The sequence below is a fragment of the Streptomyces monticola genome (assembly GCF_042665355.1).
Lineage (GTDB): Bacteria > Actinomycetota > Actinomycetes > Streptomycetales > Streptomycetaceae > Streptomyces > Streptomyces monticola.
Window position 1 is genome coordinate 451,424 of the sequence record NZ_JBHTCF010000001.1, and the last position, 22,815, is coordinate 474,238.

At 73.2% G+C, this 22,815-nt stretch carries 15 protein-coding genes; 10 read left to right on the top strand and 5 right to left on the bottom strand.

What is annotated here, in order from left to right:
• Positions 1 to 306: 306 nt before the first annotated feature.
• Positions 307 to 1,677 carry a magnesium transporter gene (gene mgtE / locus ACFQVC_RS01870; RefSeq protein ID WP_381825661.1) on the top strand — a complete coding sequence of 457 codons (1,371 nt, stop codon included), beginning with the start codon at positions 307 to 309 and terminating at the stop codon, positions 1,675 to 1,677.
• Positions 1,678 to 1,760: 83 nt separating this feature from the next.
• Here the strand turns inward: mgtE and ACFQVC_RS01875 are convergent, their stop codons facing one another.
• A complete protein-coding gene (locus ACFQVC_RS01875) occupies positions 1,761 to 2,996 on the bottom strand; it encodes an MFS transporter (RefSeq protein WP_381825663.1) in 1,236 nt (411 codons plus the stop codon).
• A 137-nt stretch (positions 2,997 to 3,133) separates the two neighbouring features.
• The gene (locus ACFQVC_RS01880; RefSeq protein ID WP_381825665.1) at positions 3,134 to 3,829 is read right to left on the bottom strand and encodes an SDR family oxidoreductase; all 696 of its coding nucleotides are present in this window, start codon (positions 3,827 to 3,829) and stop codon (positions 3,134 to 3,136) included.
• Positions 3,830 to 4,085: 256 nt separating this feature from the next.
• On the opposite strand from ACFQVC_RS01880, the gene ACFQVC_RS01885 reads away from it, so the two are divergent.
• Entirely contained in the window at positions 4,086 to 7,916 is a 3,831-nt protein-coding gene (locus ACFQVC_RS01885) for a BTAD domain-containing putative transcriptional regulator (RefSeq protein WP_381825667.1), read from the top strand.
• A 414-nt stretch (positions 7,917 to 8,330) separates the two neighbouring features.
• Entirely contained in the window at positions 8,331 to 9,395 is a 1,065-nt protein-coding gene (rsgA, locus tag ACFQVC_RS01890; RefSeq protein WP_381825669.1) for a ribosome small subunit-dependent GTPase A, read from the top strand.
• Between the two features lie 238 nt (positions 9,396 to 9,633).
• Here the strand turns inward: rsgA and ACFQVC_RS01895 are convergent, their stop codons facing one another.
• Positions 9,634 to 10,179, bottom strand: coding sequence for a hypothetical protein (locus ACFQVC_RS01895; RefSeq protein ID WP_381825671.1), 546 nt, complete (start codon positions 10,177 to 10,179; stop codon positions 9,634 to 9,636).
• Between the two features lie 174 nt (positions 10,180 to 10,353).
• Here ACFQVC_RS01895 and ACFQVC_RS01900 point away from each other — a divergent pair, with 174 nt between their 5' ends.
• The gene (locus ACFQVC_RS01900; protein ID WP_381827052.1) at positions 10,354 to 11,730 is read left to right on the top strand and encodes a DNA-3-methyladenine glycosylase 2 family protein; all 1,377 of its coding nucleotides are present in this window, start codon (positions 10,354 to 10,356) and stop codon (positions 11,728 to 11,730) included.
• Positions 11,727 to 12,245 carry a methylated-DNA--[protein]-cysteine S-methyltransferase gene (locus ACFQVC_RS01905; RefSeq protein WP_381825673.1) on the top strand — a complete coding sequence of 173 codons (519 nt, stop codon included), beginning with the start codon at positions 11,727 to 11,729 and terminating at the stop codon, positions 12,243 to 12,245. The genes ACFQVC_RS01900 and ACFQVC_RS01905 overlap by 4 nt, the downstream gene beginning before the upstream one ends.
• A gap of 113 nt (positions 12,246 to 12,358) precedes the next feature.
• Here the strand turns inward: ACFQVC_RS01905 and ACFQVC_RS01910 are convergent, their stop codons facing one another.
• Positions 12,359 to 12,736 carry a PPOX class F420-dependent oxidoreductase gene (locus tag ACFQVC_RS01910; protein WP_381825675.1) on the bottom strand — a complete coding sequence of 126 codons (378 nt, stop codon included), beginning with the start codon at positions 12,734 to 12,736 and terminating at the stop codon, positions 12,359 to 12,361.
• Between the two features lie 122 nt (positions 12,737 to 12,858).
• On the opposite strand from ACFQVC_RS01910, the gene ACFQVC_RS01915 reads away from it, so the two are divergent.
• Positions 12,859 to 13,341, top strand: a complete 483-nt coding sequence (locus ACFQVC_RS01915) for a DUF456 domain-containing protein (protein ID WP_381825677.1) — start codon at positions 12,859 to 12,861, stop codon at positions 13,339 to 13,341.
• 142 nt (positions 13,342 to 13,483) lie between these two features.
• Here ACFQVC_RS01915 and ACFQVC_RS01920 read toward each other — a convergent pair whose 3' ends face one another.
• Entirely contained in the window at positions 13,484 to 14,464 is a 981-nt protein-coding gene (locus tag ACFQVC_RS01920; protein ID WP_381825679.1) for a helix-turn-helix domain-containing protein, read from the bottom strand.
• 181 nt (positions 14,465 to 14,645) lie between these two features.
• Here ACFQVC_RS01920 and ACFQVC_RS01925 point away from each other — a divergent pair, with 181 nt between their 5' ends.
• The 4 genes from ACFQVC_RS01925 (at position 14,646) to ACFQVC_RS01940 (ending at position 22,779) form a co-directional block, all read left to right on the top strand.
• Positions 14,646 to 18,425 (top strand): S8 family peptidase, encoded by a 3,780-nt coding sequence (locus ACFQVC_RS01925; RefSeq protein WP_381825681.1) that lies wholly within the window; start codon positions 14,646 to 14,648, stop codon positions 18,423 to 18,425.
• 167 nt (positions 18,426 to 18,592) lie between these two features.
• Positions 18,593 to 20,071 carry a protein phosphatase 2C domain-containing protein gene (locus ACFQVC_RS01930; RefSeq protein WP_381825683.1) on the top strand — a complete coding sequence of 493 codons (1,479 nt, stop codon included), beginning with the start codon at positions 18,593 to 18,595 and terminating at the stop codon, positions 20,069 to 20,071.
• Positions 20,072 to 20,151: 80 nt separating this feature from the next.
• The gene (locus tag ACFQVC_RS01935; protein ID WP_381825685.1) at positions 20,152 to 21,894 is read left to right on the top strand and encodes a pyruvate dehydrogenase; all 1,743 of its coding nucleotides are present in this window, start codon (positions 20,152 to 20,154) and stop codon (positions 21,892 to 21,894) included.
• A gap of 123 nt (positions 21,895 to 22,017) precedes the next feature.
• A complete protein-coding gene (locus tag ACFQVC_RS01940; protein ID WP_381825687.1) occupies positions 22,018 to 22,779 on the top strand; it encodes a hypothetical protein in 762 nt (253 codons plus the stop codon).
• Positions 22,780 to 22,815: the final 36 nt, after the last annotated feature.

Sequence of the window (22,815 nt, forward strand, 5' to 3'; positions counted from 1 at the left end):
GAACGGGGTCGCGCGCGCTGTCGTGGGCTCTCGCGGGGCGCCCGATGTACCCAGGTCCGCACCCGGCAATGCGGGCGTTGTACCCTTCACCGGCGTGTCCGCTGCGGCGGGCGCGGAGCAGTCGGCTGTGGGAAACGGAGGTGGTGTCGCGATGCGCGGCGAACCCCCCAGTCACCCACCGCGCGGTACCGCCGCCATTCCCCGGGACCGGACGTACAGCGCCCGCTGAAGCCGGCCCTGGTGGGAGAGCGCGTGTGCCCGTGGTGCGCCCGCTGACGAACTCCCGCTTCCTGCCAAGGACTTGCCATGCCGCAGACCCACCTGCCCGACGAGCCGCGCGCCGAGCTCGACGAGCGCTCGCTGCAGGACATCGTGCAGAACCACGAGCTGCACACGGCCCTCGAATGGCTCGAGACCAACCCGCCGCACGTCATAGCCGACGAGCTCGCGCGGATGGACAACGTCACCGCGGGCATGGCCTTCCGGCTGCTCGACAAGGACCGCGCCCTCACCGTCTTCGAGGAGCTGGAGCCGGTCGACCAGCAGCAGATCCTGAAGGGCCTGCGCGACCACTCCTTCCTGGAGCTCGTCGAGGCGATGGACCCCGACGACCGGGCCCGGATGCTGCGCGAGGCCCCGGCGAAGGTCGCCAAGCGGGTGCTCGCCGGGCTCAGCCCGCACCAGCGCCGGATGACGGCCGCGCTGCTCGGCTACCCCGAGGGTTCCGTCGGCCGCTATATGACCCCCGAGGTCGTCGCTCTCGCCCAGGACCTCACCGTGGGCCAGGCCCTCGGCGTCGTCCTCGCCGAGGGAAACGAGGCCGAGACGGTCTACACGCTGCCCGTCGTCGACCACGGGCGCCGCCTCACCGGCATCGTCGAACTGCGCGAGCTGGTGCTCAACCCGCCCGAGACGCTGGTCTCCGCCCTCGTCGTCACCGAGCCGGCCTACGCGTACGCCACCGAGTCCGCCGAGCAGGCCGCCCGCCTGATGCGCGAGACCAACGACCTCAACCTGCCCGTCGTCGACAGCGAGCAGCGCCTCGTCGGGCTGCTCACCATCGACGACGCCCTCGAAGTGATCGAGGCCGCCGACTCCGAGGACGTGGCCAGGCAGGCCGGTGCCGCGCCCTGGGCCGGGCACTACATGGCCGCGTCCGTATGGCAGTTGGCCCGCTACCGCGCCCTGTGGCTGAGCCTGCTGCTCGTCGCCGCGACCCTGACGGTCAGCGTGACGCAGGCCTTCGAGGGCACCCTCGAACGCGTCGCCCAACTCGCCATGTTCATTCCGATGCTGATCGGCGCGGGCGGCAACGCGGGCGCCCAGGCCGCCACCTCCTGCGTACGCGCCCTCGCGGTCGGCGAGGTGCGCGGCTCCGATCTGCTGAAGGTGATCTGGCGCGAATGCCGGGTCGGCCTGGTGCTCGGCGGGCTGCTCGCCGTGCTCGGCATGGTCGTCGGGACGTTGTTCGTGAGCGCGCACGTCGCGGTCGTCGTGGGTATCACGCTCATCCTGATCTGCGGCTGGGCGGCGACCATCGGCGGCACCATGCCCCTGCTCGCCAAGCGCCTGAAGATCGACCCGGCGGTGGTGTCCGCGCCGATGGTGACGACCCTTGTGGATGCGACGGGCCTGATCATCTACTTCCTCACGGCGAAGGCGGTTCTCGGGGTCTGAGCCCGCCGCGGTCGTGGCGGCGGGCTCACCGCGGGCGCCGTACCTGACCTGACCGCGGGCGCCGTACCGGACTGACCGTGGGCTCACTGCGGCCGCCGTAGCGGAAAGCCGTGCCGACGCGCGCCCAGGACCAGCGCCAGTACCGGCACCAGCAGCGCCAGGAGCGTCCAGGGGAAGGACTCCGCGCCCACCAGGCCGAGCAGGACGCCGCCGATGACGCCGCCCGCGGCCATCGCCGCGTTCCACAGGGTGACGAGCATGGCCTGTGCCGCATCCGCCGACGGTCCGCCCGCGTTGCCCGCCGCCGTCTGCAGAAGTGTCGGTACGCCGCCCCAGCCCAGGCCCCACAGGGCCGCCGCGACATAGACCGGGGCAGGGCTCGCACCGGCCACGGCGAGGGTCGCCGCCGCCACCGCGACCAGGACGGTCGCCGCGAGGGTCAGGGCGCGGAGCCTGCGGTGGATCAGGGCGCCCACGATCCAGATGCTCAGGAGCGAGGCGGCGCCGAAGACCAGCAGGACCAGGTCGGTCGAGCCGCCCATGCCGAGGCGGCCGAGGAACGTGGCGATGTACGTGTACAGGATCGTGTGGGCCAGGACGAAGACCAGCGTGACCGTCAGGACCGGAGCGACGCCGGGCACGCGCAGGGTGCGCAGCACCGGGGTGCGGGCCGTGCGCTCCCGGCCCGGGTGGTCCGGCACCGCCGCGGCGATCCAGGCGAGCAGCACGACCGTGAGCACCGTCATGACGAGAAAGGCCACGCGCCAGCCGAGCGCCTTGCCGAGGAACGTACCCGCGGGCACACCGAGCGAGAGCGCGACCGGGATACCGGCCATGGCGACGGCGATGGCCCTGCCCTGCAGCGCGACCGGCGCGAGGCGCCGTGCGTAGCCCGCGAGCAGCGCCCAGGCCAGGCCCGCGGCCACACCGGCGACGAACCGTGCGGCCATCGTCAGGGTGTAGTCGGCGGACACCGCGGTGACCGTGTTGGCCACGGCGAATCCGGCCATGGACGTCAGGAGCAGTATCTTGCGCCGCCACCCGGCCGTGGCCGCGGTGAGAGGGAGCGCGGTGAGCGCGGTCCCGATGGCGTAGACGGTCACCGTCTGGCCCGCGGCGGACTCGCTCACCCCCAGGTCGGCGCTCATCGCGGGCAGCAGCCCCGCGGGCAGCGTCTCGGTCAGGCTGGTGAGGAACACGGCGGTGGAGAGGGCGAGCAGCGCGAGGAGCGGGAGGCGTTGCTTTCCGGTTTGCTTTCCGGCGGGGTGCGCGCTCGCCGGGGAGACGCGGGCGGCGGGCCGTGGTGGTGCGGTGCGCATGGTGGTGCTCGGTCCAATCGGTCGGTGCTGTACGGGAGTTGATGGGGTGGTGGAGCTTTGGTTGATGGGGCGGTGGAGCTGTTGTTGTGCGGTGGTGGCGCTGTAGTTGGTGCGGTGGTGGTGCTGTCGCGGTGTGGTCAGTTGAGCGACGGGACGAACGGGGCCGGGCCGCCGTCCACGGCCAGCTGCAGTCCGCTGGTGAACCTCGCGTCCACGGCCAGGGACAGGGCGGCGCGGGCCACGTCCTCGGCGGAGCCGCGTGGACACAGGCGCGGGGTGAGGGTGTTGACGCGGATCCGGCGCTCGGCGAGTTCGGCGGAAAGCACCTGGGCGAAGGCCGCGAGGGCCGCCTGTGTCATGCCGGCGACACCGGTGCCGGGAGCGCCCTGGGTGCGGGGAGCGGCGGCGGCGTCGCCGGGGGCGGAGGTGCTGAAGACGATCGCGCCGTCGTCCGCCATGAGCGGCAGCAGCGCCTGCACGGTGAAGTAGGTCTGTTTGGTGTGCGCGGCGAACTCCTTGTCGTAGTGCGCCTCGGTGACGTCCTCGGTCGGCGCGAGGCGTGCGATGTCGGTGGTGACGAAGAGGAAGTCGACGGCCCCGAGCCGGTGCGCGACGGCGGCCGGGAGCTTGCCGCCGGTGTCCGGGGCGCCGGCGTCGAGGGCCACGACAGAGGCGGATGAGCCGAGTTGGGCGACGGCGACCGCGCGGTCGGCCTCGGCGGGGACGGCGAGCAGGACCTTGGCGCCGCCCTCGACGAGCCGTGTGGCGATCACCAGGCCCGTGCCCGTCGCGCCCCCGACGACCACGGCTTCCTTTCCCGCGTACCTGGTCATGTGCGCTCCCTGACGTATCGGTGCCGGTCGCTGCCGGCTGCTGCAGGTTGTCGTTGTCCGCTGGCGGCCGCTGTCGGTCGTTGATGTCCGCTGTCTGTGGCCGTCGGTCGCTGTCGTACCGACTCTGCTCGGGGGTGCTTCGGGAGGCCTGATGGTTGGCTGATGGTGGCTGACGGATCGCTGAGGGCACGGCCGGAGCGGGGCGCGCCCGGGAGCGGCGTGGGCCCGAAACGCCGCTGTGTGTACGGTGGATCACATGCGGTTCGGTGTGCTTGGTCCCCTGATGGTGTGGGACGGCGAGGGGGAGCCGGTCACGGTGCCCGAGGTGAAGGTCCGTGCGCTGCTCGCCGACCTTCTGCTCCATGAAGGGCGGCCGGTCTCCGCCGACCGGCTCATCGATGACCTGTGGGGCGACGCGGTACCGGGCAACCCCGCCAACGCGCTTCAGGCCAAGGTCTCCCAGCTGCGCCGCGTGCTCGGCCGCGACCGCGTGGTGCGCCAAGTGCCGGGCTACCGCCTGCGCCTCGACGGCCCGCGCCCGGGCGCCGACCCCTGCGAGGTGGACGCGGACCGCTTCCGTGCCCTCGTCGCCGAGGCCCGCACGGTGGCAGACCCGCGCGCCCGCGCGGCACTTCTGACCGACGCCCTCGACCTGTGGCGCGGCCCCGCGTACGCGGACTTCGCCGACGAGGAGTTCGCCCGTACGACGGCGCAGCGCCTCGACGAACAGCGCCTCGCCGTGGTGGAGGAACAGGCCGAGGCGCGCCTGGAGTCCGGCGAGCACACGCTGCTCGTGGGGGAGCTCACGGACCTGGTGGCCCGCCATCCGCTGCGGGAGCGACTGCGGGCGGCGCAGCTGCGCGCCCTCTACCTGGCCGGCCGCCAGAGCGAGGCGCTCGCCTCCTACGCGGAGCTGCGCGAGCGGCTCGCGGACGAGCTCGGCCTCGACCCGGGCCCCGAACTGGCCGCGCTGCACGGGGCGATCCTGCGGCAGGACGCCTCGCTGTCCCCGGCCCCCGCCCCGGCATCGGCTCCGGCATCGGTCCCGGCCCCGTCCTCTGCTGCGTCCCCGGCGCCCGCGCAGGACGCGCCCCCGGCCCCGGTCCCGGCCGATGCCCCCCGCCCCGGGCCCCGGCTGCCCGCCGCGCTCACTCCGCTCGTCGGACGCGAGCGGCACCTGGCCGACATCCGCCAACTCCTGGACGCGGGCCGCCTGGTGACCCTCACCGGGCCCGGCGGCGTGGGCAAGACCCGGCTCGCCGTGGCGGCCGCCGGGCAGCCGGGCGACGGCGCCCCGGACGGGGTGTGGTTCGTCGAACTCGCCGGAGTACGCGGGGGAGTGGACGATCTGGCGCAGGTGATCGCCGCGGCGCTCGGTATCCGCGATGACGTACCCACCGGGCAGCCGTCCGGCGCGGGCGGTGCCTCGACGCCCGTCGAGCGCCTCCTGGCTGCGCTCCGGGACCGCCGGGCGCTGCTCGTCCTCGACAACTGCGAGCAGATCGTGGAATCCGCCGCCGGCCTCACCGACTCGCTGCTGCGGGCCGCACCGGGACTCCGGGTCCTGACCACCAGTCAGGAGCCGCTGGGGGTGGGCGGTGAGGCGGTGTTCCTGGTCGAGCCGCTCCAACCGGAGGACGCGATAAGGCTGTTCGCCGAGCGCGCCGCGGCCTCCGCGCCCGGGTTCGTGCTCGACCCGGCCGCCCCCGACGACGCGGACCACGCCGCCGTCGCGGAGATCTGCCGCCGCCTCGACGGGATTCCGCTCGCCATCGAGCTCGCCGCGACCCGGGTCCGCGGTCTGGGTGTGCAGGAGCTGGCGGCGCGCCTGAGCGACCGGTTCCATGTGCTCACGGCGGGACAGCGGGGCGCGCCCGCGCGTCAGCGGACCCTGCGGGCGATGATCGACTGGAGCTGGGAACTTCTCTCCGCGCCCGAGCGGATCGTGCTGCGCCGGCTCGCCGTGCACCGCGACGGCTGCACCCTGGACGCGGCCGAGGCGGTGTGCGCGGGTGACGGCGTGACCCGCGAGGAAGTACTCGACCTGGTGACCCGCCTGGTCGACCGGTCCCTGGTCGTCCTGGTGCGAGGTCCGGCGGGCGCCCGCTACCGGCTGTTCGAGTCCGTGGCCGCGTATGCGCTGGAGCGGCTGCGTGAGATGGACGATCTGCCCGACGTACGAGGGCGGCATCTGCACTACTACGTGGAGCTCGCCGAGCGCGCCGAACCCCGGCTGCGGGACGGTGCCCAGCGGGAGTGGCTGAACCGGCTCGACGCCGAAGCGGGCAATCTGCGGGCGGCACTTGAGGAGGCGCTGCGGCGCGCGGAGCGGACCGGGGCGGCCCCGGAGGGCGCCCGGCTCGTCCGGGCGCTGTGCTGGTGGTGGCTGCTTCGCGGCCGCCTCCGCGAGGCCCACCGCGCCCTGTCGGCAGTGCTGGCCGCCACCCCCGCACCCGGCGTCTCCGGACCCGGCACCTCCGGACCCGTCACCTCCGCACCCGCCACCTCCGCACCCGGCGTCTCCGGACCCGTCACCTCCGCACCCGGCGTCTCCGGACCCGTCACCTCCGCACCCGGCGTCTCCGGACCCGTCACCTCCGCACCCGGCGTCTCCGGACCCGGCGTCTCCGGACCCGTCACCTCCGCACCCGGCGTCTCCGCACCCGGCGTCTCCGCACCCGGCGTCTCCGCACCCGGCGTCTCCGCACCCGGCGTCTCCGGACCCGCCACCTCCGGACCCGGCGTCTCCGGACCCGTCACCTCCGCACCCGCCACCTCCGCACCCGGCGTCTCCGCACCCGCCACCTCCGCACCCGCCGACGACCTCGAACTCCCGGTCCTGCAGGGCGCCTTCGCCCTCCTCACCGGCGGCCGCCCCGAGCTGCTGCCACCACCGGACCAGTCCGAGACGGCGTACGTGGAGGCGTATCTCGCGCCGGTGGCCGAGGAGTTGACGGGGTGCGGCGAGGGGGCACCCGGAGGCGGCGGCCCCGGTCCTGTGTCCGACGGCGCGGTGGGTTCCGGGCCTGCCCCCGCCGTGGCGGTGGCCCGCGCCGCCCCGAGCCCCGATGCGCTGCACGTCGACGCCGGGCGCCGTGGCCGTACCGCCTGGCTGTACGCGTTCGGGCTCTTCAACGGAGACTCACTCGCCGCAGGAGAGGCCCTCAACGCCCGGGTCCTCGATCTCTGCACAGCCGCCGGCGACCGCTGGGGCAGCGCCGCGGCGCTCGGGCTCCGGGCCATGCACGCCCTGGTCAGAGGCGACCTCGACGGCATCGAGCGGGCGGGCGGACGCAGCGCCCGGATCTTCCGTGAACTGGGCGACCGCTGGGGCGAGTTGCAGACCGTGCAGCCGCTTGCCGCGCTCGCCGAGATCAAGGGGCGGTACGAAGAGGCCACGCGCCGCCACACCGAAGGCCTGCGGCTCGCCCAGGAACTCGGCCTGGAGACCGAGGTCTCCGCACGCCTTTCCGGACTCGGCCGGCTCGCCCTGCTCGACCACGACTGGGACCGGGCCCGCGAACTGCACGAGCGGGCCCGCCGCAGCGCCGCCGAACAGGGCTACATCTACGGCGAGGTGCACTCCGAGATGGGCCTCGCGCTCGGCGCCCGCCGCTCCGGCGACCTCGACGCGGCCGAGGCGCACCTGCGGCGCATCGAGGCGGCGTACGCGGAAGTGTCCTCGACCATCGGCGATCACCTGATGCACGCGGAACTCGGCTTCACGGCCGAGCTGCGCGGCGACGCCGAGACGGCCGCCACCCACCAGTTCCTCGGCCTCGACCTGGCCGTCGCCGTCGCGGAGCCACGTGCCCTTGCCCTGTCCCTCGAGGGCCTCGCGGGTGTGGCCGCGCTGTCCGGCGCCGGGGAGCTCGCCGCCCTGCTGCTCGGCGCGGCGGACGCGGCCCGGCGCACTGTGGACGCCCCGCTGCCGCCGGCCGAACGGGGCGACGTGGACCGTGTCACCGCCGCGGCCACCGCCTCCCTCGGCGAGGAGGCCTTCGCCGAGGCGTTCCGGCGCGGCACGGACCTGGCTCCGGGAAAGGCCGCCGAGCTCGCCCGGCAGGGGCTCCGCGGGGACACCTGAGCCATGCCCCGGCGCGGCGGGGACGGCTGCCGTCACCCTCGGCCGCGAGCCGGGCATGGCGGAAGTCCGGGAATTGTTCCGGGAGTTGCGGCGCTGAGAGGGGAGCGGAGAAAAGGGTTGGCGCCCCGCGCGGGGACCCGCCTATCCTTGGGGCCGTACCGCAGGGGCCGTTCCGGACGGCTCCGCACCAGCTGAGAGAACCGGGAGGTGTGACTGATGACTGTCGTCGCGACGGGCGCTGCCCGCATCCAGAAGATCATCAATCCCGCCCCTGTGGTCTCCGGCTGATCCGACCGACACCGCACCCTTGGTGCGCAGCTGGGGCCACCCTGTGAAGGGTTCCCCTTGACTCGCTCTTCTTCTTCATCTGCTTCATCGTCTTCTCTTCCGCACTCGTCCCGCCCGCCGCATCCGTTGTCGTCCTACGGCTGGGACGCGGACTGGGACGACGCGTTCGCCCCGTACGCCGCGCAGGGCCTCGTGCCCGGCCGCGTGCTGCGGGTCGACCGTGGTCAGTGCGATGTCGTCACCGCGGCGGGCACCGTCCGCGCCGACACCGAATACGTCGTTCCCCGTGACCCGGCGAAGGTCGTGTGCACGGGCGACTGGGTGGCCCTCGACCCGGACGGCGACCCGATGTATGTCCGTACGCTGCTGCCCCGGCGTACGGCGTTCCTGCGCAGCGCATCGTCCAAGCGGTCCGAGGGCCAGATCCTCGCCGCCAACGTCGACCACGCGATCATCGCGGTCTCGCTCGCCGCCGAGCTCGACCTCGGCCGGGTCGAGCGCTTCCTGGCCCTGGCCTGGGAGTCCGGGGCGCAGCCCGTGGTCGTCCTCACCAAGGCCGACCTGGTGCCGGACCCGGCGACCCTCGGCCATCTCGTCGCGGATGTCGAGACCAGCGCGCCCGGCGTCCAGGTGCTGCCCGTCAGCGCCAGCTTGGGGGAGGGCACCGAGGTGCTCGAAGCCGTGGTCACGGGCGGCACCAGCGTGCTGCTCGGGGCCTCGGGCGCGGGCAAGTCCACGCTCGCCAACGCCCTGCTCGGCGAGGAGGTCATGGACGTCCGGGCCGTCCGGGACATTGACGGCAAGGGGCGGCACACCACGACCACCCGCAATCTGCTCGTCCTGCCGGGCGGCGGGGTCGTCATCGATACGCCGGGGCTGCGCGGTGTCGGCCTGTGGGACGCCGGGACCGGCGTCGGACAGGTCTTCGCGGAGATCGAGGAACTGGCCCGGGGCTGCCGCTTCCACGACTGCGCGCACGAGGCCGAGCCCGGCTGCGCGGTGCACGCCGCGGTCGAGGACGGCACGCTGCCCGAGCGCCGCCTTCACAGCTACCGCAAGCTGCTCCGCGAGAACCGGCGGATCGCCGCCAAGACCGACGTCAGGGTCCGCAACGAGCGGCGCCGCGAGTGGCGGATCAGGAGCGCCCAGGGCAGGGCGGCGATGGAGGCGAAGCAGGGGCGCATCCGCTGAAGACTGCTGCGTCCGAGTGCTTTCGGGTGCGGGGCGCGAAACCCGCACCCGGGAGGGCCGGTGCCTGGCCGGGCACCGGGGAGAGGGCCCGTCGGCCGGCTGTGGCGGCCTGGCCGGCGGGCCCGTTTCGATGTGCGTCTACGTCAATACGCCGACGTCAGTACGCCCTACGTCGATATGCCCTACGTCAGTACGCCCTACGTCGATATGCCCTACGTCAATACGCCGACGGGCGGCGTCAGTTGACGAACTTGTAGCTGTGCCAGGAGTCGGCCTTCGGAGCCAGGTCGCCGTTGAGCCCGCTGCCCACGTACTTCGATGTGTCGGCGTCGCCCGTGCAGTCGTCCGAGACGTAGACGACCAGGTCGGTCAGCGTGCCGTTCTCCACGTGGTGGGCGCCGCCGGGCATCTTGTGGCAGCCCTTGAGCGGCGGGTTGGTCACCGAGGTGGCGCCGGCCTCCGTCTCCTCCTCGGCGTGCGCGGACTTCGCCGCCTCCTCCTCGGCGGCGTGCCCGGACTGCTCTTCCCCGGTGGCGTGCCCGGCCTGCTCCTGCTCGCCGTGGCCGGACTGCTCTTCCCCGGCGGCGTGCCCGGACTGCTCCTGCTCCCCGTGGCCGGACTTCTCGCCGTGGCCCTCGGCCGCGGCCTCCGACTTCGGGGTGTACGTGACGACGCCCACCGCCGCTCCGTCGTCGATGCCGCAGGCCGTGGCGGAGAGGGCGAGCAGCGCGGTGCCGGCGCAGACGGCGAGGATGCGCCGCTTGGGGCGGACGGAAGCAGACATGGCAGGTCCTTGCTCTGACAATGCTCTGACAGGATCGGTGAGGGTAACTTTGCCTGCTCTTTACCGCAAAAGCAAAGTCGCGCAGAGGTCGCGCAGGGCCCGCGCAGAGCGGTGAGCGCCATGTCCGATTCCCGCCAGATCCATCCGCGCCGAGGGCGCACACTGGATCCCGTGATCGATGAAGAGACCAGGTACGAGGCGGTGCGCAGCCGCGACGCACGCTTCGACGGAGAGTTCTTCTTCGCCGTTGCGACCACCGGCATCTACTGCCGCCCGAGCTGCCCCGCCGTCACGCCCAAGCGCAAGAACGTCCGCTTCTACCCGACGGCCGCGGCGGCCCAGGGCGGTGGCTTCCGGGCCTGCCGCCGCTGCCGTCCCGACGCCGTGCCCGGCTCCGCCGAGTGGAATGTGCGGGCCGATGTCGTGGGCCGCGCGATGCGCATGATCGGCGACGGGGTGGTGGACCGCGAAGGCGTTCCCGGCCTCGCCGAGCGCCTCGGCTACAGCGCCCGGCAGGTACAGCGCCAGCTCACCGCCGAACTCGGCGCCGGGCCCGTGGCCCTGGCCCGCGCGCAGCGCGCCCACACCGCCCGGCTGCTCCTGCAGACCACCGGACTCCCCGTCACCGACATCGCGTTCGCCGCGGGCTTCGCCAGCGTGCGGCAGTTCAACGACACCATCCGGCAGATCTACGCCCGTACACCGAGCGCCCTGCGCGCCGAGGCCGCCACCAGGCTGCCCGCCGCCGGCGCCGCGCCCGCCGGGAGCGCCGAGACGGGCCTGGTGGCCGGGGTGCCGCTGCGCCTCGCCCACCGTGGCCCCTACCATCGCGCGGCCCCCTTCGACCGGCTCGCCCGCGCGGCCGTCGCCGGGATCGAGGAGGTCACCGGGGCCGTGGGTACCCGCACCTACTGCCGCACCCTGCGCCTGCCGCACGGCACCGCCATCGCCGCCGTCGACGAGAGCGCGGACGGGCCCTGGCTCGACGCCCGCCTGCACCTCACCGACCTGCGGGACCTGACCACCGCCGTACAGCGGCTGCGCCGCCTCTTCGACCTGGACGCCGATCCGCACGCGGTCGACGAACGCCTCGGCGCCGAGCCCGCACTCGCCCCGCTGGTGGCCGCACGCCCTGGGCTGCGCTCACCCGGCGCCGCCGACCCGGAGGAACTCGCCGTACGCGCCGTCGTCGGGCGGGCGGAGTCCGAGCGGCTCGTCGCCGCGTACGGGCGGCCGCTCGATGTGCCCTGCGGCGCCCTCACCCATGTCTTTCCCGAGCCGAAGGCGCTCGCCGAAGAGCTGCCGGTCGCGGCCGCCCTCGCCGACGGCTCCGTACGCCTGGACGCGGGCGCCGACCGCGACGACGCCGAGCAGGCGCTGCTCGCCGTGCCCGGCGTGGACGCGCGCACGGCCGCGTACATCCGGATGCGGGCCCTCGGCGACCCCGATGTGGCGCTGCCCGGGGAGCCGGTACGGGACGCGTGGCGCCCCTGGCGTTCGTACGCCGTGCAACACCTGTGGACACAAAGCGACTTGGAGACTTCCGTATGAACGCCGCCCTCGCCCCCTGTCACTACACCACCCTCGACAGCCCGCTCGGCGAGCTCCTCCTGACCGGCGACGGCTCCGGGGCGCTCAGCTCGCTGTCCGTGCCCGGACAGAAGGGCGGACGCACCCCGCAGCCCGGCTGGCGGCACGACCCCGGTGCCTTCCGGGCCGCCGAGGAACAGCTGCGCGCCTATTTCGCGGGGGAGTTGAAGGAGTTCACGCTCACCTTCCGCACCCAGGGCACCGCGTTCCGCGAACAGGTGTGGGCCGCCCTCGACTCGGTGCCCTACGGCGCCACCACCAGCTACGGCGAACTCGCCGCACGCGTCGGCGCCTCCCGCGCCGCCGTGCGGGCCGTGGGCGGCGCGATCGGCGCCAACCCGCTGCTCGTCGTCCGTCCCTGCCACCGGGTGATCGGCGCCGACGGCTCGCTCACGGGGTACGCGGGCGGTCTGGAGCGCAAGCAGCTGCTGCTCGGACTTGAGGGTGCTGAGCGCTCCGCGGGGAGGCCGGTCTGATACCTGCGGATGCGTCGTGGCTGGTCGCGCAGTTCCCCGTGCCCCTTTGGGGCACGACGGACCGCACCGGAGTTCCCTTCAGCCGCTCGGCCGCTCGGCCGCTCAGCCGGGGCTCACCGGGCGGGCTCGTCGAGGCCCCAGCTGTGGATCTTCCTGGGGTGGATCCGGATGACTTCCTCGCTGAAGTGCGGCCCCAAGTCGTGCGGCCCGGTGAGGAGTTCGGCCTCGCCGCGGATGTCGACGCCGCGTACGGCCCAGGGCTTGACGCTCACGATGTCGTCGACGACGAGGGCGACCTTCGGGTTGGCCTGCAGATTGCGCCACTTTTTGGTGGTGCCGAGCGCATGGCCGCCCACCAGGATCGTCCCGTCGTCCTGCGGGAAGAACCCGACCGGGTTCGCCTGCGGCTGGCCCTTCGGGTCGACGGTGGCAAGCCGTCCCAGGCGCTGGGACTTCAGGTACGCGCGCTCGGCCTCGCTGAATTCGGTCATGGCCGGAGCCTGGCACGCGTACCGGCCGAGCACATCGGAACCCAGACCTAGGACCTCCGGCGGGGAGCCCGCCACCCCGCTCCTGACCTGCGCCGCGGCGGGCGTTCCGGCACGCTTGGCAGATGGGTGTGTGGGAGCTCCTGCTGGTCGGGGCGGTGATGCTGCTCGGCCTTGTCGGGCTACTCGTCCCCGGTGTGCCGGGGGCGCTGCTCGTGTGGGCCGCGGTGATGGGCTGGGCCTTCAAAGTGCAGACGGGCGCCGCCTGGGCCGTCCTCGTGGGGGCCACGGTGGTCCTGCTCCTGCAGCAAGCCGTGCGCTGGCGGCTGCCGCCGCGCCGGATCCGCGGGGCCGGGATCACCCGCCGGATGGTGGTGTGCGCGGGCCTCGGCGCGCTCGTCGGCTTCGTCCTGGTGCCCGTCGTCGGCTCGGTGCCGGGCTTCATCGGCGGCATCTACGCCTCGGAACGGGCCCGTCTCGGCGGCCACGGGGACGCCGTGGCCGCCACCCGCACGGTGATGCGAGCCGCAGGCACAAGCGTCCTGGTGGAACTGTTCGCTTGCCTCCTGATCGTGGGGGCGTGGATCTGGGCGGCGGTCTGGGCCTGACCTGGCCCGCAGGTGGTGCCTGAAAGGGGCGCGGGGAACTGCGCGACGTCAGCCCGGCCTGGGCCGCAGGTGAGGAACGGGGCCACGGAACGTGCCTGATAAGGGGCGCGGGGAACTGCGCAACCCCAGCCACGAACCGCGGTCACCTGGCAACCCACCCCCGCTCAAACGCATGCCACCCCAACTGCAACCGCGTACTGACGCCCGCCAGCTCCATCAGCCCCTTCACGCGCCGCTGCACGGTACGAAGCCCCAGGTCCAGCTGTTTGGCGACGCTGGCGTCGGTGAGGCCGGCCAGGAGCAGGGAGAGGATCTCCAGGTCCGTGCCGTCGGGGGCGGCGGCCGCTCGTTCCGTCACCGTGCCCCCCTCGCCGAGCCGCAACGGCAGCGCGTCCCGCCACACCGCCTCGAAGAGCCCGGACAGCGACTCCAGGAGGCCGCTGGCGTGCACGACGAGCGCGGCGGGCTCGGCGGTCTTCGACGTGAGCGGCACGAGCGCGAGCTGCCGGTCGGCGATCACCAGCTTGGTGGGGACCCGGTCCACGACCCTGACCTGCTCATCACGGCCGAGCGCGGCCGACAGCTCGGTCAGCCCCGTCGGCAGATCGAGCACCGTGCGCTCGACGACCACGCGATACGTGACACCCCGCCGGGCCGCCTGCGCCTCGGCATCGTTGTCATGCCCCGACACGACGACGGGCCGTCCCGTCACCAGGGCACACACCTCGTCGCTCGCACCGAGCTGCAGCTGCAGAAACCGCTGCGCGACCGCGCCCGCCCCGGTGACCACCTCGACCAGGTCGTGCACGGCGGGCTCCGCGGCCTGCGCGCGGTACTCCTCGGCAAGGACGACGGCCGCGAGTTCGGCCTGCTCCAGCTCGTGCCGCTGCTGAGTGAGCAGCGCACCGAGCGCCACCCCGGGCGGCGCCGCGACCCAGCGGCCCGGGTGGGCCGATGACTGGGCGGCGAGGCCCTGGTGCGCGAGCCGGCGCAGGGCCCGCTCGGTCTCCGTCTCACTGAGCGCGAGCCGCCCGGCGAGGTCCGCCACATCGGCGGCGCCGAGCGAGACCAGCGCGCGGTACGTCGACTCCTGCACCTCATCGAGCCCTATGGCGCCCAACATCAGCCGCTTCCCCTCCCGGGAGCCCTGCGCCCAAGTGCCGTGATCACGGCCGTACTTCCCCCGATGAGGCCCGCTTCGTGGCGGAAACCGGCCACGGCGCAAACCCGCCGACAACATCATCCCCGCACCACCGGCCACTCTGCCAATGTGTCGCCACCGCCGCACCGAGTAGGGGAGACCGATGCGCCCGATAACGCAGTGTGCTCTGGGCCTGGCCACCGCCGTCGTCCTGACCGCCACCGCGGCCCTGCCCTCCGCGGCGGCGCCGCCGGGGGCGGAGCCGGGACAGAGACCCCCGGCCGGTGAGGGCAGCCCCCTCACCGGCAGCCGGCAGGCCGCAGCCGCGCAGAAGTCCGCCGTCGTCACCCTCGTCACCGGCGACCGCGTCCTCGTGACCAAGGACAAGGCGGGCCGCAGCGCCGCCTCCGTACTGCCCCGCGAGGACGGCTCACAGGCCCTCGTGCAGACCCGGCAGTCCGGCGATGACCTGTATGTCTACCCGGAGGGCGCCGTGAAGGCCCTCGCCGCGGGCACCGTCGACGAGCAGCTGTTCAACGTCACCGGCCTGGTGCGGCAGGGCTACGACGACGCCCACGCGAAGCAGTTGCCGCTGATCGCCACGTACGACCGGCAGGTGAACGCGGCCCGCGATCTGCCCGCCACACCGCCCGGCGCCGAGCGGGGACCGGTACTCGGCCCGGTCGACGGCGTCGCGCTGAAGGCCGACAAGGAGAAGGCGGCCGAGTTCTGGGCGGCGGCCACAAGCCCCAAGTCCCGTGCCGGCGGCGGCCTGAAGAAGCTGTGGCTCGACCGCAAGGCAGAGGCCACCCTCGACCGCTCGACCCGCCAGGTGCACGCCCCCGAGGCGTGGGCCGCGGGCTACGACGGCAAGGGCACCAAGGTCGCCGTCCTCGACACCGGCGCGGACGCCGGACACCCCGACCTCAAGGGCCGGATCGCCGCCGCGGAGAACTTCACCGACTCCGACAGCACCGACGACCGCCAGGGCCACGGCACCCACACGCTCTCCACGGCCGGCGGCAGCGGCGCCGCGAGCGGCGGAAAGAAGAAGGGCGTCGCCCCCGGAGCGCAGCTCCTCAACGGCAAGGTGCTCAACGACTCGGGGTCCGGGGCGACTTCCTGGATCATCGCGGGCATGGAGTGGGCCGTGGAGAACAAGGCCGATGTGGTCTCCATGAGCCTGGGCAGCCAGGGCCCGACCGACTGCGACGACCCGATGAGCACCGCGGCCGAGGAACTCGCCCGGAAGTCGGGCGCGTTGTTCGTGGTGGCCGCAGGGAACGAGGGCCCGTCCCTGAACACCATCTCCTCGCCCGGCTGCGCCCCGAGCGTCCTGACCGTCGGCGCCGCGGACCGCGACGACTCCACCGCACCGTTCTCCGGCCGCGGCCCCGCCCGCACCACGCACACCCTGAAGCCCGAGATCACCGCGCCCGGCGTGGCCATCTCCGCGGCGTCGGCGGGCGGCCGGGGCGTCTACGCGTACCAGTCCATGAGCGGTACGTCGATGGCGACCCCGCATGTCGCGGGCGCCGCCGCCGTCCTCAAGCAGCGTCACCCCGACTGGACCCCGGCGCAGCTCAAGGCGGCCCTCGTCAGCGCGGCCGACCCCCGGATACCCGGCGACGTGCACGAGACGGGCGGCGGTCTGCTCGACGTGAAGGGCGCCGTCGACCAGCAGGTGCTCGGCGCCCCCGCCGTGCAGGGCGGCAGCTTCGACTGGCCGCAGGACGAAGGCGACTCCAAGACCGTCGAGGTTCCCTACACCAACACCTCGGACAAGGCCGTGCAGTTGAGGCTGTCCGTCGAGGACGTCACCGGCCACGACGGTTCCCGTGTCCGCTCGGGCGTCGCCCGGCTCGGCGACCGCACCGTCACCGTCCCCGCGGGCGCCACCGCCAAGGTCCCGCTGACCGTGCACCCGGCGGCGCGCCTGGAGCCCGGCCAGTACGGCGACGTTACCGGCCGGATCCGCGCCACCGGCGGGGGAGCCGAGGTCTCCACCCCGTTCTCCCTGTACGTGCAGCCGGAGACCGTGACGCTGACCGTGAAGCTCCTCGACCGTGCGGGCAAGGCGGCCGACGGCGTCTCCTCGCTCGATGTCATCGGCACCGACGACGCCACCGGCGAGCGCCGCTTCAACGAGGGTGCGGCGGAGCAGACGTACCAACTGCGCGCCGGCTCCTACTTCCTGTCCGGCTTCGTGGCCACGCCCGACGCGGGCGAGGGCGCCACGCTCGTCGACTCGCTCAGCCTGCTGGCCCGCCCGCAGCTGAGGCTCACCAAGGACACCACCGTCACCCTCGACGCCCGCGAGGCGCACCGGCTGCGCACCGTCACGGACAGGCCGTCCGAGGCCCGCAGCACGACCCTTGCCTTCGCCCGCTCCTGGGACGAGCAGTGGCTGCACACGGGCTCGCTCAGCGGCGGCCGGGGTGTGCGCGGCTTCTACGCCTCGGTCGAAGGCCGCGCCAGTGACGGCGACTTCGAGTACGGCAGCTACTGGCGCACGTACGCCCCCCTCGTCAGCGAGATGAAGACCACCGACGGGCTCGCCCTGCACCCGGTCTCCGCGAACACCGGTGCCATGAACCTGGACGGCAGCGGCAGCGCCGGGATCGTCGACGCGGGCAAGGGCTCACCCGGGGAACTCGAGGCGGCAGGCGTCCAGGGGAAGATCGCGTTCGTGCTCGTCCCGGACTCCGGCGCCATGGCCGCCCTCGCCCGGGACGCCAAGGCGGCCGGCGCCAAGGCCGTCATCGGCCACCACTCCGGCTCCGCCCGCTGGCTCCCGGACTCGGGCCGCGGCGCCGAACTGCCCGCGCTCGGGCTGCAGTACGACGAGGCGGCGCGGCTGCGCGCCAAGCTGGCGGCGGGCCCGGTGACGCTTGCCTGGAAGGCGACGGCGAAGAGCCCGTACGTCTACAACCTGGCCTTCCCGGAGGCGGGTTCGCCGCACGGCGACCGCACCTACCGCGTACGCGACGACCGGCTCGGCAAGGTGAAGTCCGGCTACCACGCGATGGGTGCCGCCACCGGCTTCCTGGACAGCACCGCCGCCCATCGTCCCGACGGCGTCGCCGTCCACGGCGCCTTCCAGCAGGTCGCGGTACCGGGCGAGCGCACCGAGTTCTACACCGCCGGAGGCGGCACGGCCTGGGACCACTGGGTCAGCAGCAGCTTCCCGTGGGGCGAGTTCATGCTCGACCAGAGGCGCACGTACCGCGCGGGCAGCTCCCGCAGCGAGCGCTGGTACGACGGCGTGATCGCCCCGACGGCCCCGCAGGACGACGCGGGCAAGCCGCAGTTGGCCGCCGAACGCCAGGGCAATCTGATCGGCTTCGCCGCCGCCATGTGGGGCGACGGCGGTCACCACGCGCAGGCGGGCTCCTTCGGTGACGTCGGCAATCTGGTGCTGCGCAGGAACGGCGAGACCGTCGGCGACAGCTGGTACCCCTTCGGTGCCTTCGAGGTCCCGGCCGCGGAGGCGACGTACGAACTGGAGCAGAACATCGAGAAGATGGGCCAGCCCGCGGCGGTCTGGAAGCGCTCGCAGGCCGTGCAGACCCGCTGGACGTTCCGCTCGAAGCAGGACGAGAACACCTACTCGCAGCCGCTGCCGGTGATCTTCCCGCGGCTCCAACTCCCCGAGGACGGACTCAAGACACTGCCCGCGAAGGACGGACTGAGGGTCGGCCTCAGCGCCACGGGGCACGCGGGATACACTCCGGGCTCGCTCAAGTCGGCGGCACTCTCCTATTCGTACGACGAGGGCAGGACCTGGACGAAGGCACCCGTCAGCGGTGCCGGCACGACCCGCACGGCGACCGTGGACCACACCGGCGCCTCCGGGAAGCAGGTCTGGCTGAAGGTGGAACTCACCGACGGCGACGGCAACGCCGTCACGCAGACCGTGGCCCGCGCCTACGACGTGCGCTAGCCGCGGTCACCAGGACCGGTCCGCCGGGCGTCCTTCCCGTGGGGGGTGGGGCCGCCCGGCGGACCCCTTTGTGCGACCCCTTTGTGCGACCGCTTGTGCGGCCGCTGCCTTTGCGCAAATTCTGGATGTCCCGTTTTCGTATGGCCCGTGCCGTGGAAAATAAGGGCATGAGCCAGCAGGGGGACAGGCGCACGGGCAGCTCCGGCCAAGGGGACGACTGGTGGGGGCAGTTGTACGACGAGTCCACCGAGGACACCGGCCCGGCCGCCGCGCCGGACACCCTGGACGACCGCTTCGCCTCGGCGGCCGGCGCGGTCACAGGACCACCGCCGCCGCTTCCCGTACCGCCGCAGGACCCGGTGCCGCAGTCCGCCCCACCACCCGGAAAGCCCCTCGGGAAGCCCTCCGGTAAGCCCACCGAGGACGCCGCCTCCTACACCCCGCCGCGTGCCCCGTGGGAGCCGCTGCCGGACGCGACCGCACCGACGACCTTCGGACCGGGGCGGCGCATTCCTGATGAGGCAGATGGTGCGGCCGGAACGGGAGAGGGGTCCGAGGACCCCGCGGACCCTGCGGAGCCGGACCCCGGCCACCCGGACCCGGCCGCCGCCACCGTGCCGCCCGCCCGTACCCCCGAATCCGCCGCAGCACCCCCGGTGCCCGTCGTCGGCTACGTCGGGGACGGCCCGCCCACCTATGACCCCGAGCCCACCGCGCTGCCCGCCGCCGACCCCGACGAGCTGGACGAACTCGTCGCGGACACCGTCCTGGACGGCGCCAGGTACGGCTCGTGCACGCTGCGCGCCGCGTCCGTGCGCGGGGACTCCGCGCGCTACCGCGGCGAGCCGCGCCGTGACTCGCTCCTGACCGCCCGCTTCGGCACCGGCGACACCGGGCTCGTCCTGGTCGCCATGGCCACCGGCGCCCGGGCCACCGCGGGTGCCCATCTCGCCGCCGCCGAGGCCTGTCACTGGATCGGCCGGGCGGTGGGCCGCAGCCACACCCGGCTCGTCGACGACATCAGGGGAGCCCGCCGCGGCGACCTGAAGTCGGGCCTGCACCGGCTCACCGACCGCAGCCTCGGCAAGCTCCGCGCGGCCGCCGCCGAGCAGGGCGTGGACCCGGAGGAGTACACCGCCACCAGCCTGCGCTGTCTGCTGATCCCGGCCGACCCCGAGTGCCGCACCCGCGTCTTCTTCGGGGTCGGCGGCGGCGGTCTGTTCCGGCTCAGGGACGGCACCCTGCAGGACATCGAGCCGCAGGTCACGGAGGCCACCGGCGAACCGGTCGTGGGCTTCGGCTCGGTACCGCCCGCGGGCTCGGCTCCGTCCGAGACCCCCGAGGGCGACCGGCTCACCTTGGACCTGGGCATCACCACCCCGCCCAGCCCCTACGAACCGGCCGTCGAGCCGCCGCGTGCACCCTTCCGCTTCCGTGCCTCGGTCGCCCGCCCGGGGGACACCCTGCTCCTGTGCACCCCGGGCCTGGCCGAACCGCTGCGCGGCGAGCCACGGCTCGCGGGCCGGCTCCTGCAGCGCTGGGGCGGGACCGAGCCGCCGGGCCTCGCGGCGTTCCTGGCTGATACGCAGCTGCGCGTGAAGGGCTACGCGGACGACCGCACGGCCTGCGCGATCTGGGAGGCATGAGCACCTCCCGGGAGGCGGCAGTCCGCCGACCGTGAGTGGATGGAGGCCAAGGAAAGGGCTCAGAGGAGAGGTGCGCCCCCATGGCCAAGCAGAACGTCGCCGAGCAGTTCGTCGACATCCTCGTCCGCGCCGGGGTGCGGCGCCTTTACGGAGTCGTCGGCGACAGCCTCAACCCGGTGGTGGACGCGATCCGCCGCACCGGCGACATCGACTGGGTGCAGGTACGCCACGAGGAGACCGCCGCTTTCGCCGCCGGTGCCGAGGCCCAGATCACGGGCAAGCTGGCCGCCTGCGCGGGCTCCTGCGGCCCGGGCAATCTGCATCTCATCAACGGCCTGTACGACGCGCACCGCTCCATGGCCCCGGTCCTCGCCCTCGCCTCGCACATCCCCTCCAGCGAGATCGGCCTCGGCTACTTCCAGGAGACCCACCCCGACCAGCTGTTCCGCGAGTGCAGCCACTACAGCGAGCTGATCTCCAGCCCGAAGCAGATGCCGCGCCTGCTGCAGACCGCGATCCAGCACGCGGTCGGCCGGGGCGGCGTCGGCGTGGTCACGCTCCCCGGCGACGTGGCCTCCGAGACCGCCCCCGAGGCCGCCTACCAGCACGCCCTGGTCACCTCGCGGCCCTCCGTACGCCCCGGCGACACGGAGCTCGACAAGCTGGTCACGATGATCGACGAGGCCGACAAGGTCACCCTGTTCTGCGGCAGCGGCACGGCGGGCGCCCACAAGGAGGTCATGGAGTTCGCCGAGACCGTCAAGTCCCCGGTCGGGCACGCCCTGCGCGGCAAGGAGTGGATCCAGTACGACAACCCGTACGACGTCGGCATGAGCGGACTGCTCGGCTACGGCGCCGCCTACGAGGCCACCCACGAGTGCGATCTGCTGATCCTGCTCGGCACGGACTTCCCGTACAACGCTTTCCTGCCCGACGACGTGAAGATCGTCCAGGTCGATGTACGGCCCGAACACCTCGGCCGGCGCTCGAAGCTGGACCTCGCGGTCTGGGGCGACGTACGCGAGACGCTGCGCTGTCTGACCCCGCGGGTCAGGCCCAAGACCGACCGGCGCTTCCTCGACAAGATGCTGAAGAAGCACGCCGACGCCCTGGAGGGGGTCGTCAAGGCGTACACGAGGAAGGTCGAGAAGCACGTCCCGATCCATCCCGAGTACGTCGCCTCGGTCCTGGACGAACTGGCCGACGAGGACGCGGTGTTCACCGTCGACACCGGGATGTGCAATGTCTGGGCGGCGCGCTATCTGTCGCCGAACGGCAAGCGCCGCATCATCGGCTCGTTCTCGCACGGCTCGATGGCCAACGCCCTGCCGCAGGCCATCGGCGCCCAGTTCGCCGACCGGGGCCGTCAGGTCGTCTCGATGTCGGGCGACGGCGGCTTCTCGATGCTGATGGGTGACTTCCTCACCCTGGTCCAGCACGATCTGCCGGTGAAGGTCGTGCTCTTCAACAACTCCTCCCTGGGCATGGTCGAGCTGGAGATGCTGGTGGCGGGACTGCCGTCGTACGGCACCGGCAACCACAACCCGGACTTCGCGGCGGTCGCCCGGGCCTGCGGTGCGTACGGCGTGCGCGTGGAGAAGCCCAAGCAGCTGGCCGGCGCCCTCAAGGACGCGTTCAAGCACAAGGGCCCGGCCCTGGTCGATGTGGTCACCGACCCGAACGCGCTCTCCATCCCGCCGAAGATCAGCGCCGAGATGGTGACCGGCTTCGCGCTCTCCGCCAGCAAGATCGTTCTGGATGGCGGTGTGGGCCGAATGGTGCAGATGGCCCGCTCCAACCTGCGCAACGTTCCCCGGCCCTGACGGGGTTTCAGGAGGGACGGCGGTGGGCCGTCCGGGTGGAGTCCGTGCTCGGGCCGAGCGGTCGGCCGGATGGCGCGGAAAGTGTCATGGGGTGACCATCACACTTTCTCCACAGGAAGGCCCGTGACACCCATGACCGCCTACCGTCGTGTCTCCGCTGTCGCCGTCGCAGCGCTCCTCGTCTCCGGCTTCGCCGCTCCGGCCGCGTTCGCCGCCACCCCCGCCCAGACCCCGGCCGCCGCCACGCAGGTCGCGCCGTCGCCCGAGACCCCGGTCAAGGACGGTCTGCTCCGTGTCGACCTGAGCACGGGTCTCGACCTCGACACCCACGGCGTCGTCGTCGCGGCCGTCGACGGTGCGCTCGATGCCTCCGCCGTGTCCAGCATCGAGGCCGACGCCGGTGTCGTCCTCAAGGTCGGCGCCGGCAGCAAGATCGTGCACGCCAACGGTGAGCTCACCGGCGGCACGATCAAGCTCCAGGGCGGTCTGGAGCTGGGCAAGGGCAACAAGAAGATCAAGATCAGCGGGCTCTCCGTCGACGTCGCGAGCGGTGCCATCAAGGCCACCGTCGGCGCCAAGGCCGGCGTGACCATCGGCTCGGTCGACCTCAGCGACGCCGAGATCGCCCAGACCACGCAGGGCAAGGCGGACGCCGTCGTCGACTTCGGCGGTGGCGCGATCACCCTCAACTCCGACCTCGTCGCGGCGGTCGACGCCGACCTCGCCACCTGCCTGTCGACCTCGGTCGACCTCGACGCCGGCGTCGAGGTCGAGGCCGACCTCGCCACCGCGGTCACCATCGACGCCGACCTGGCCGCGTTCCTGGACATCGACCTGGACGCCCTGCTCGACCTGGAACTCGACCTGGGTATCCACCTCCTGTAAGCACCGCGCACGTCCCCCTTCCTGTGCCCGGTCCCG

Excerpts from the sequence above, each read along its gene's own strand:
- mgtE (WP_381825661.1), top strand. The coding sequence starts at position 307 with ATGCCGCAGACCCACCTGCCCGACGAGCCGCGCGCCGAGCTCGACGAG.
- ACFQVC_RS01875 (WP_381825663.1), bottom strand. The coding sequence starts at position 2,996 with ATGCGCACCGCACCACCACGGCCCGCCGCCCGCGTCTCCCCGGCGAGC.
- ACFQVC_RS01880 (WP_381825665.1), bottom strand. The coding sequence starts at position 3,829 with ATGACCAGGTACGCGGGAAAGGAAGCCGTGGTCGTCGGGGGCGCGACG.
- ACFQVC_RS01885 (WP_381825667.1), top strand. The coding sequence starts at position 4,086 with ATGCGGTTCGGTGTGCTTGGTCCCCTGATGGTGTGGGACGGCGAGGGG.
- ACFQVC_RS01895 (WP_381825671.1), bottom strand. The coding sequence starts at position 10,179 with ATGTCTGCTTCCGTCCGCCCCAAGCGGCGCATCCTCGCCGTCTGCGCC.
- ACFQVC_RS01905 (WP_381825673.1), top strand. The coding sequence starts at position 11,727 with ATGAACGCCGCCCTCGCCCCCTGTCACTACACCACCCTCGACAGCCCG.
- ACFQVC_RS01910 (WP_381825675.1), bottom strand. The coding sequence starts at position 12,736 with ATGACCGAATTCAGCGAGGCCGAGCGCGCGTACCTGAAGTCCCAGCGC.
- ACFQVC_RS01915 (WP_381825677.1), top strand. The coding sequence starts at position 12,859 with ATGGGTGTGTGGGAGCTCCTGCTGGTCGGGGCGGTGATGCTGCTCGGC.
- ACFQVC_RS01920 (WP_381825679.1), bottom strand. The coding sequence starts at position 14,464 with ATGTTGGGCGCCATAGGGCTCGATGAGGTGCAGGAGTCGACGTACCGC.
- ACFQVC_RS01925 (WP_381825681.1), top strand. The coding sequence starts at position 14,646 with ATGCGCCCGATAACGCAGTGTGCTCTGGGCCTGGCCACCGCCGTCGTC.
- ACFQVC_RS01930 (WP_381825683.1), top strand. The coding sequence starts at position 18,593 with ATGAGCCAGCAGGGGGACAGGCGCACGGGCAGCTCCGGCCAAGGGGAC.
- ACFQVC_RS01935 (WP_381825685.1), top strand. The coding sequence starts at position 20,152 with ATGGCCAAGCAGAACGTCGCCGAGCAGTTCGTCGACATCCTCGTCCGC.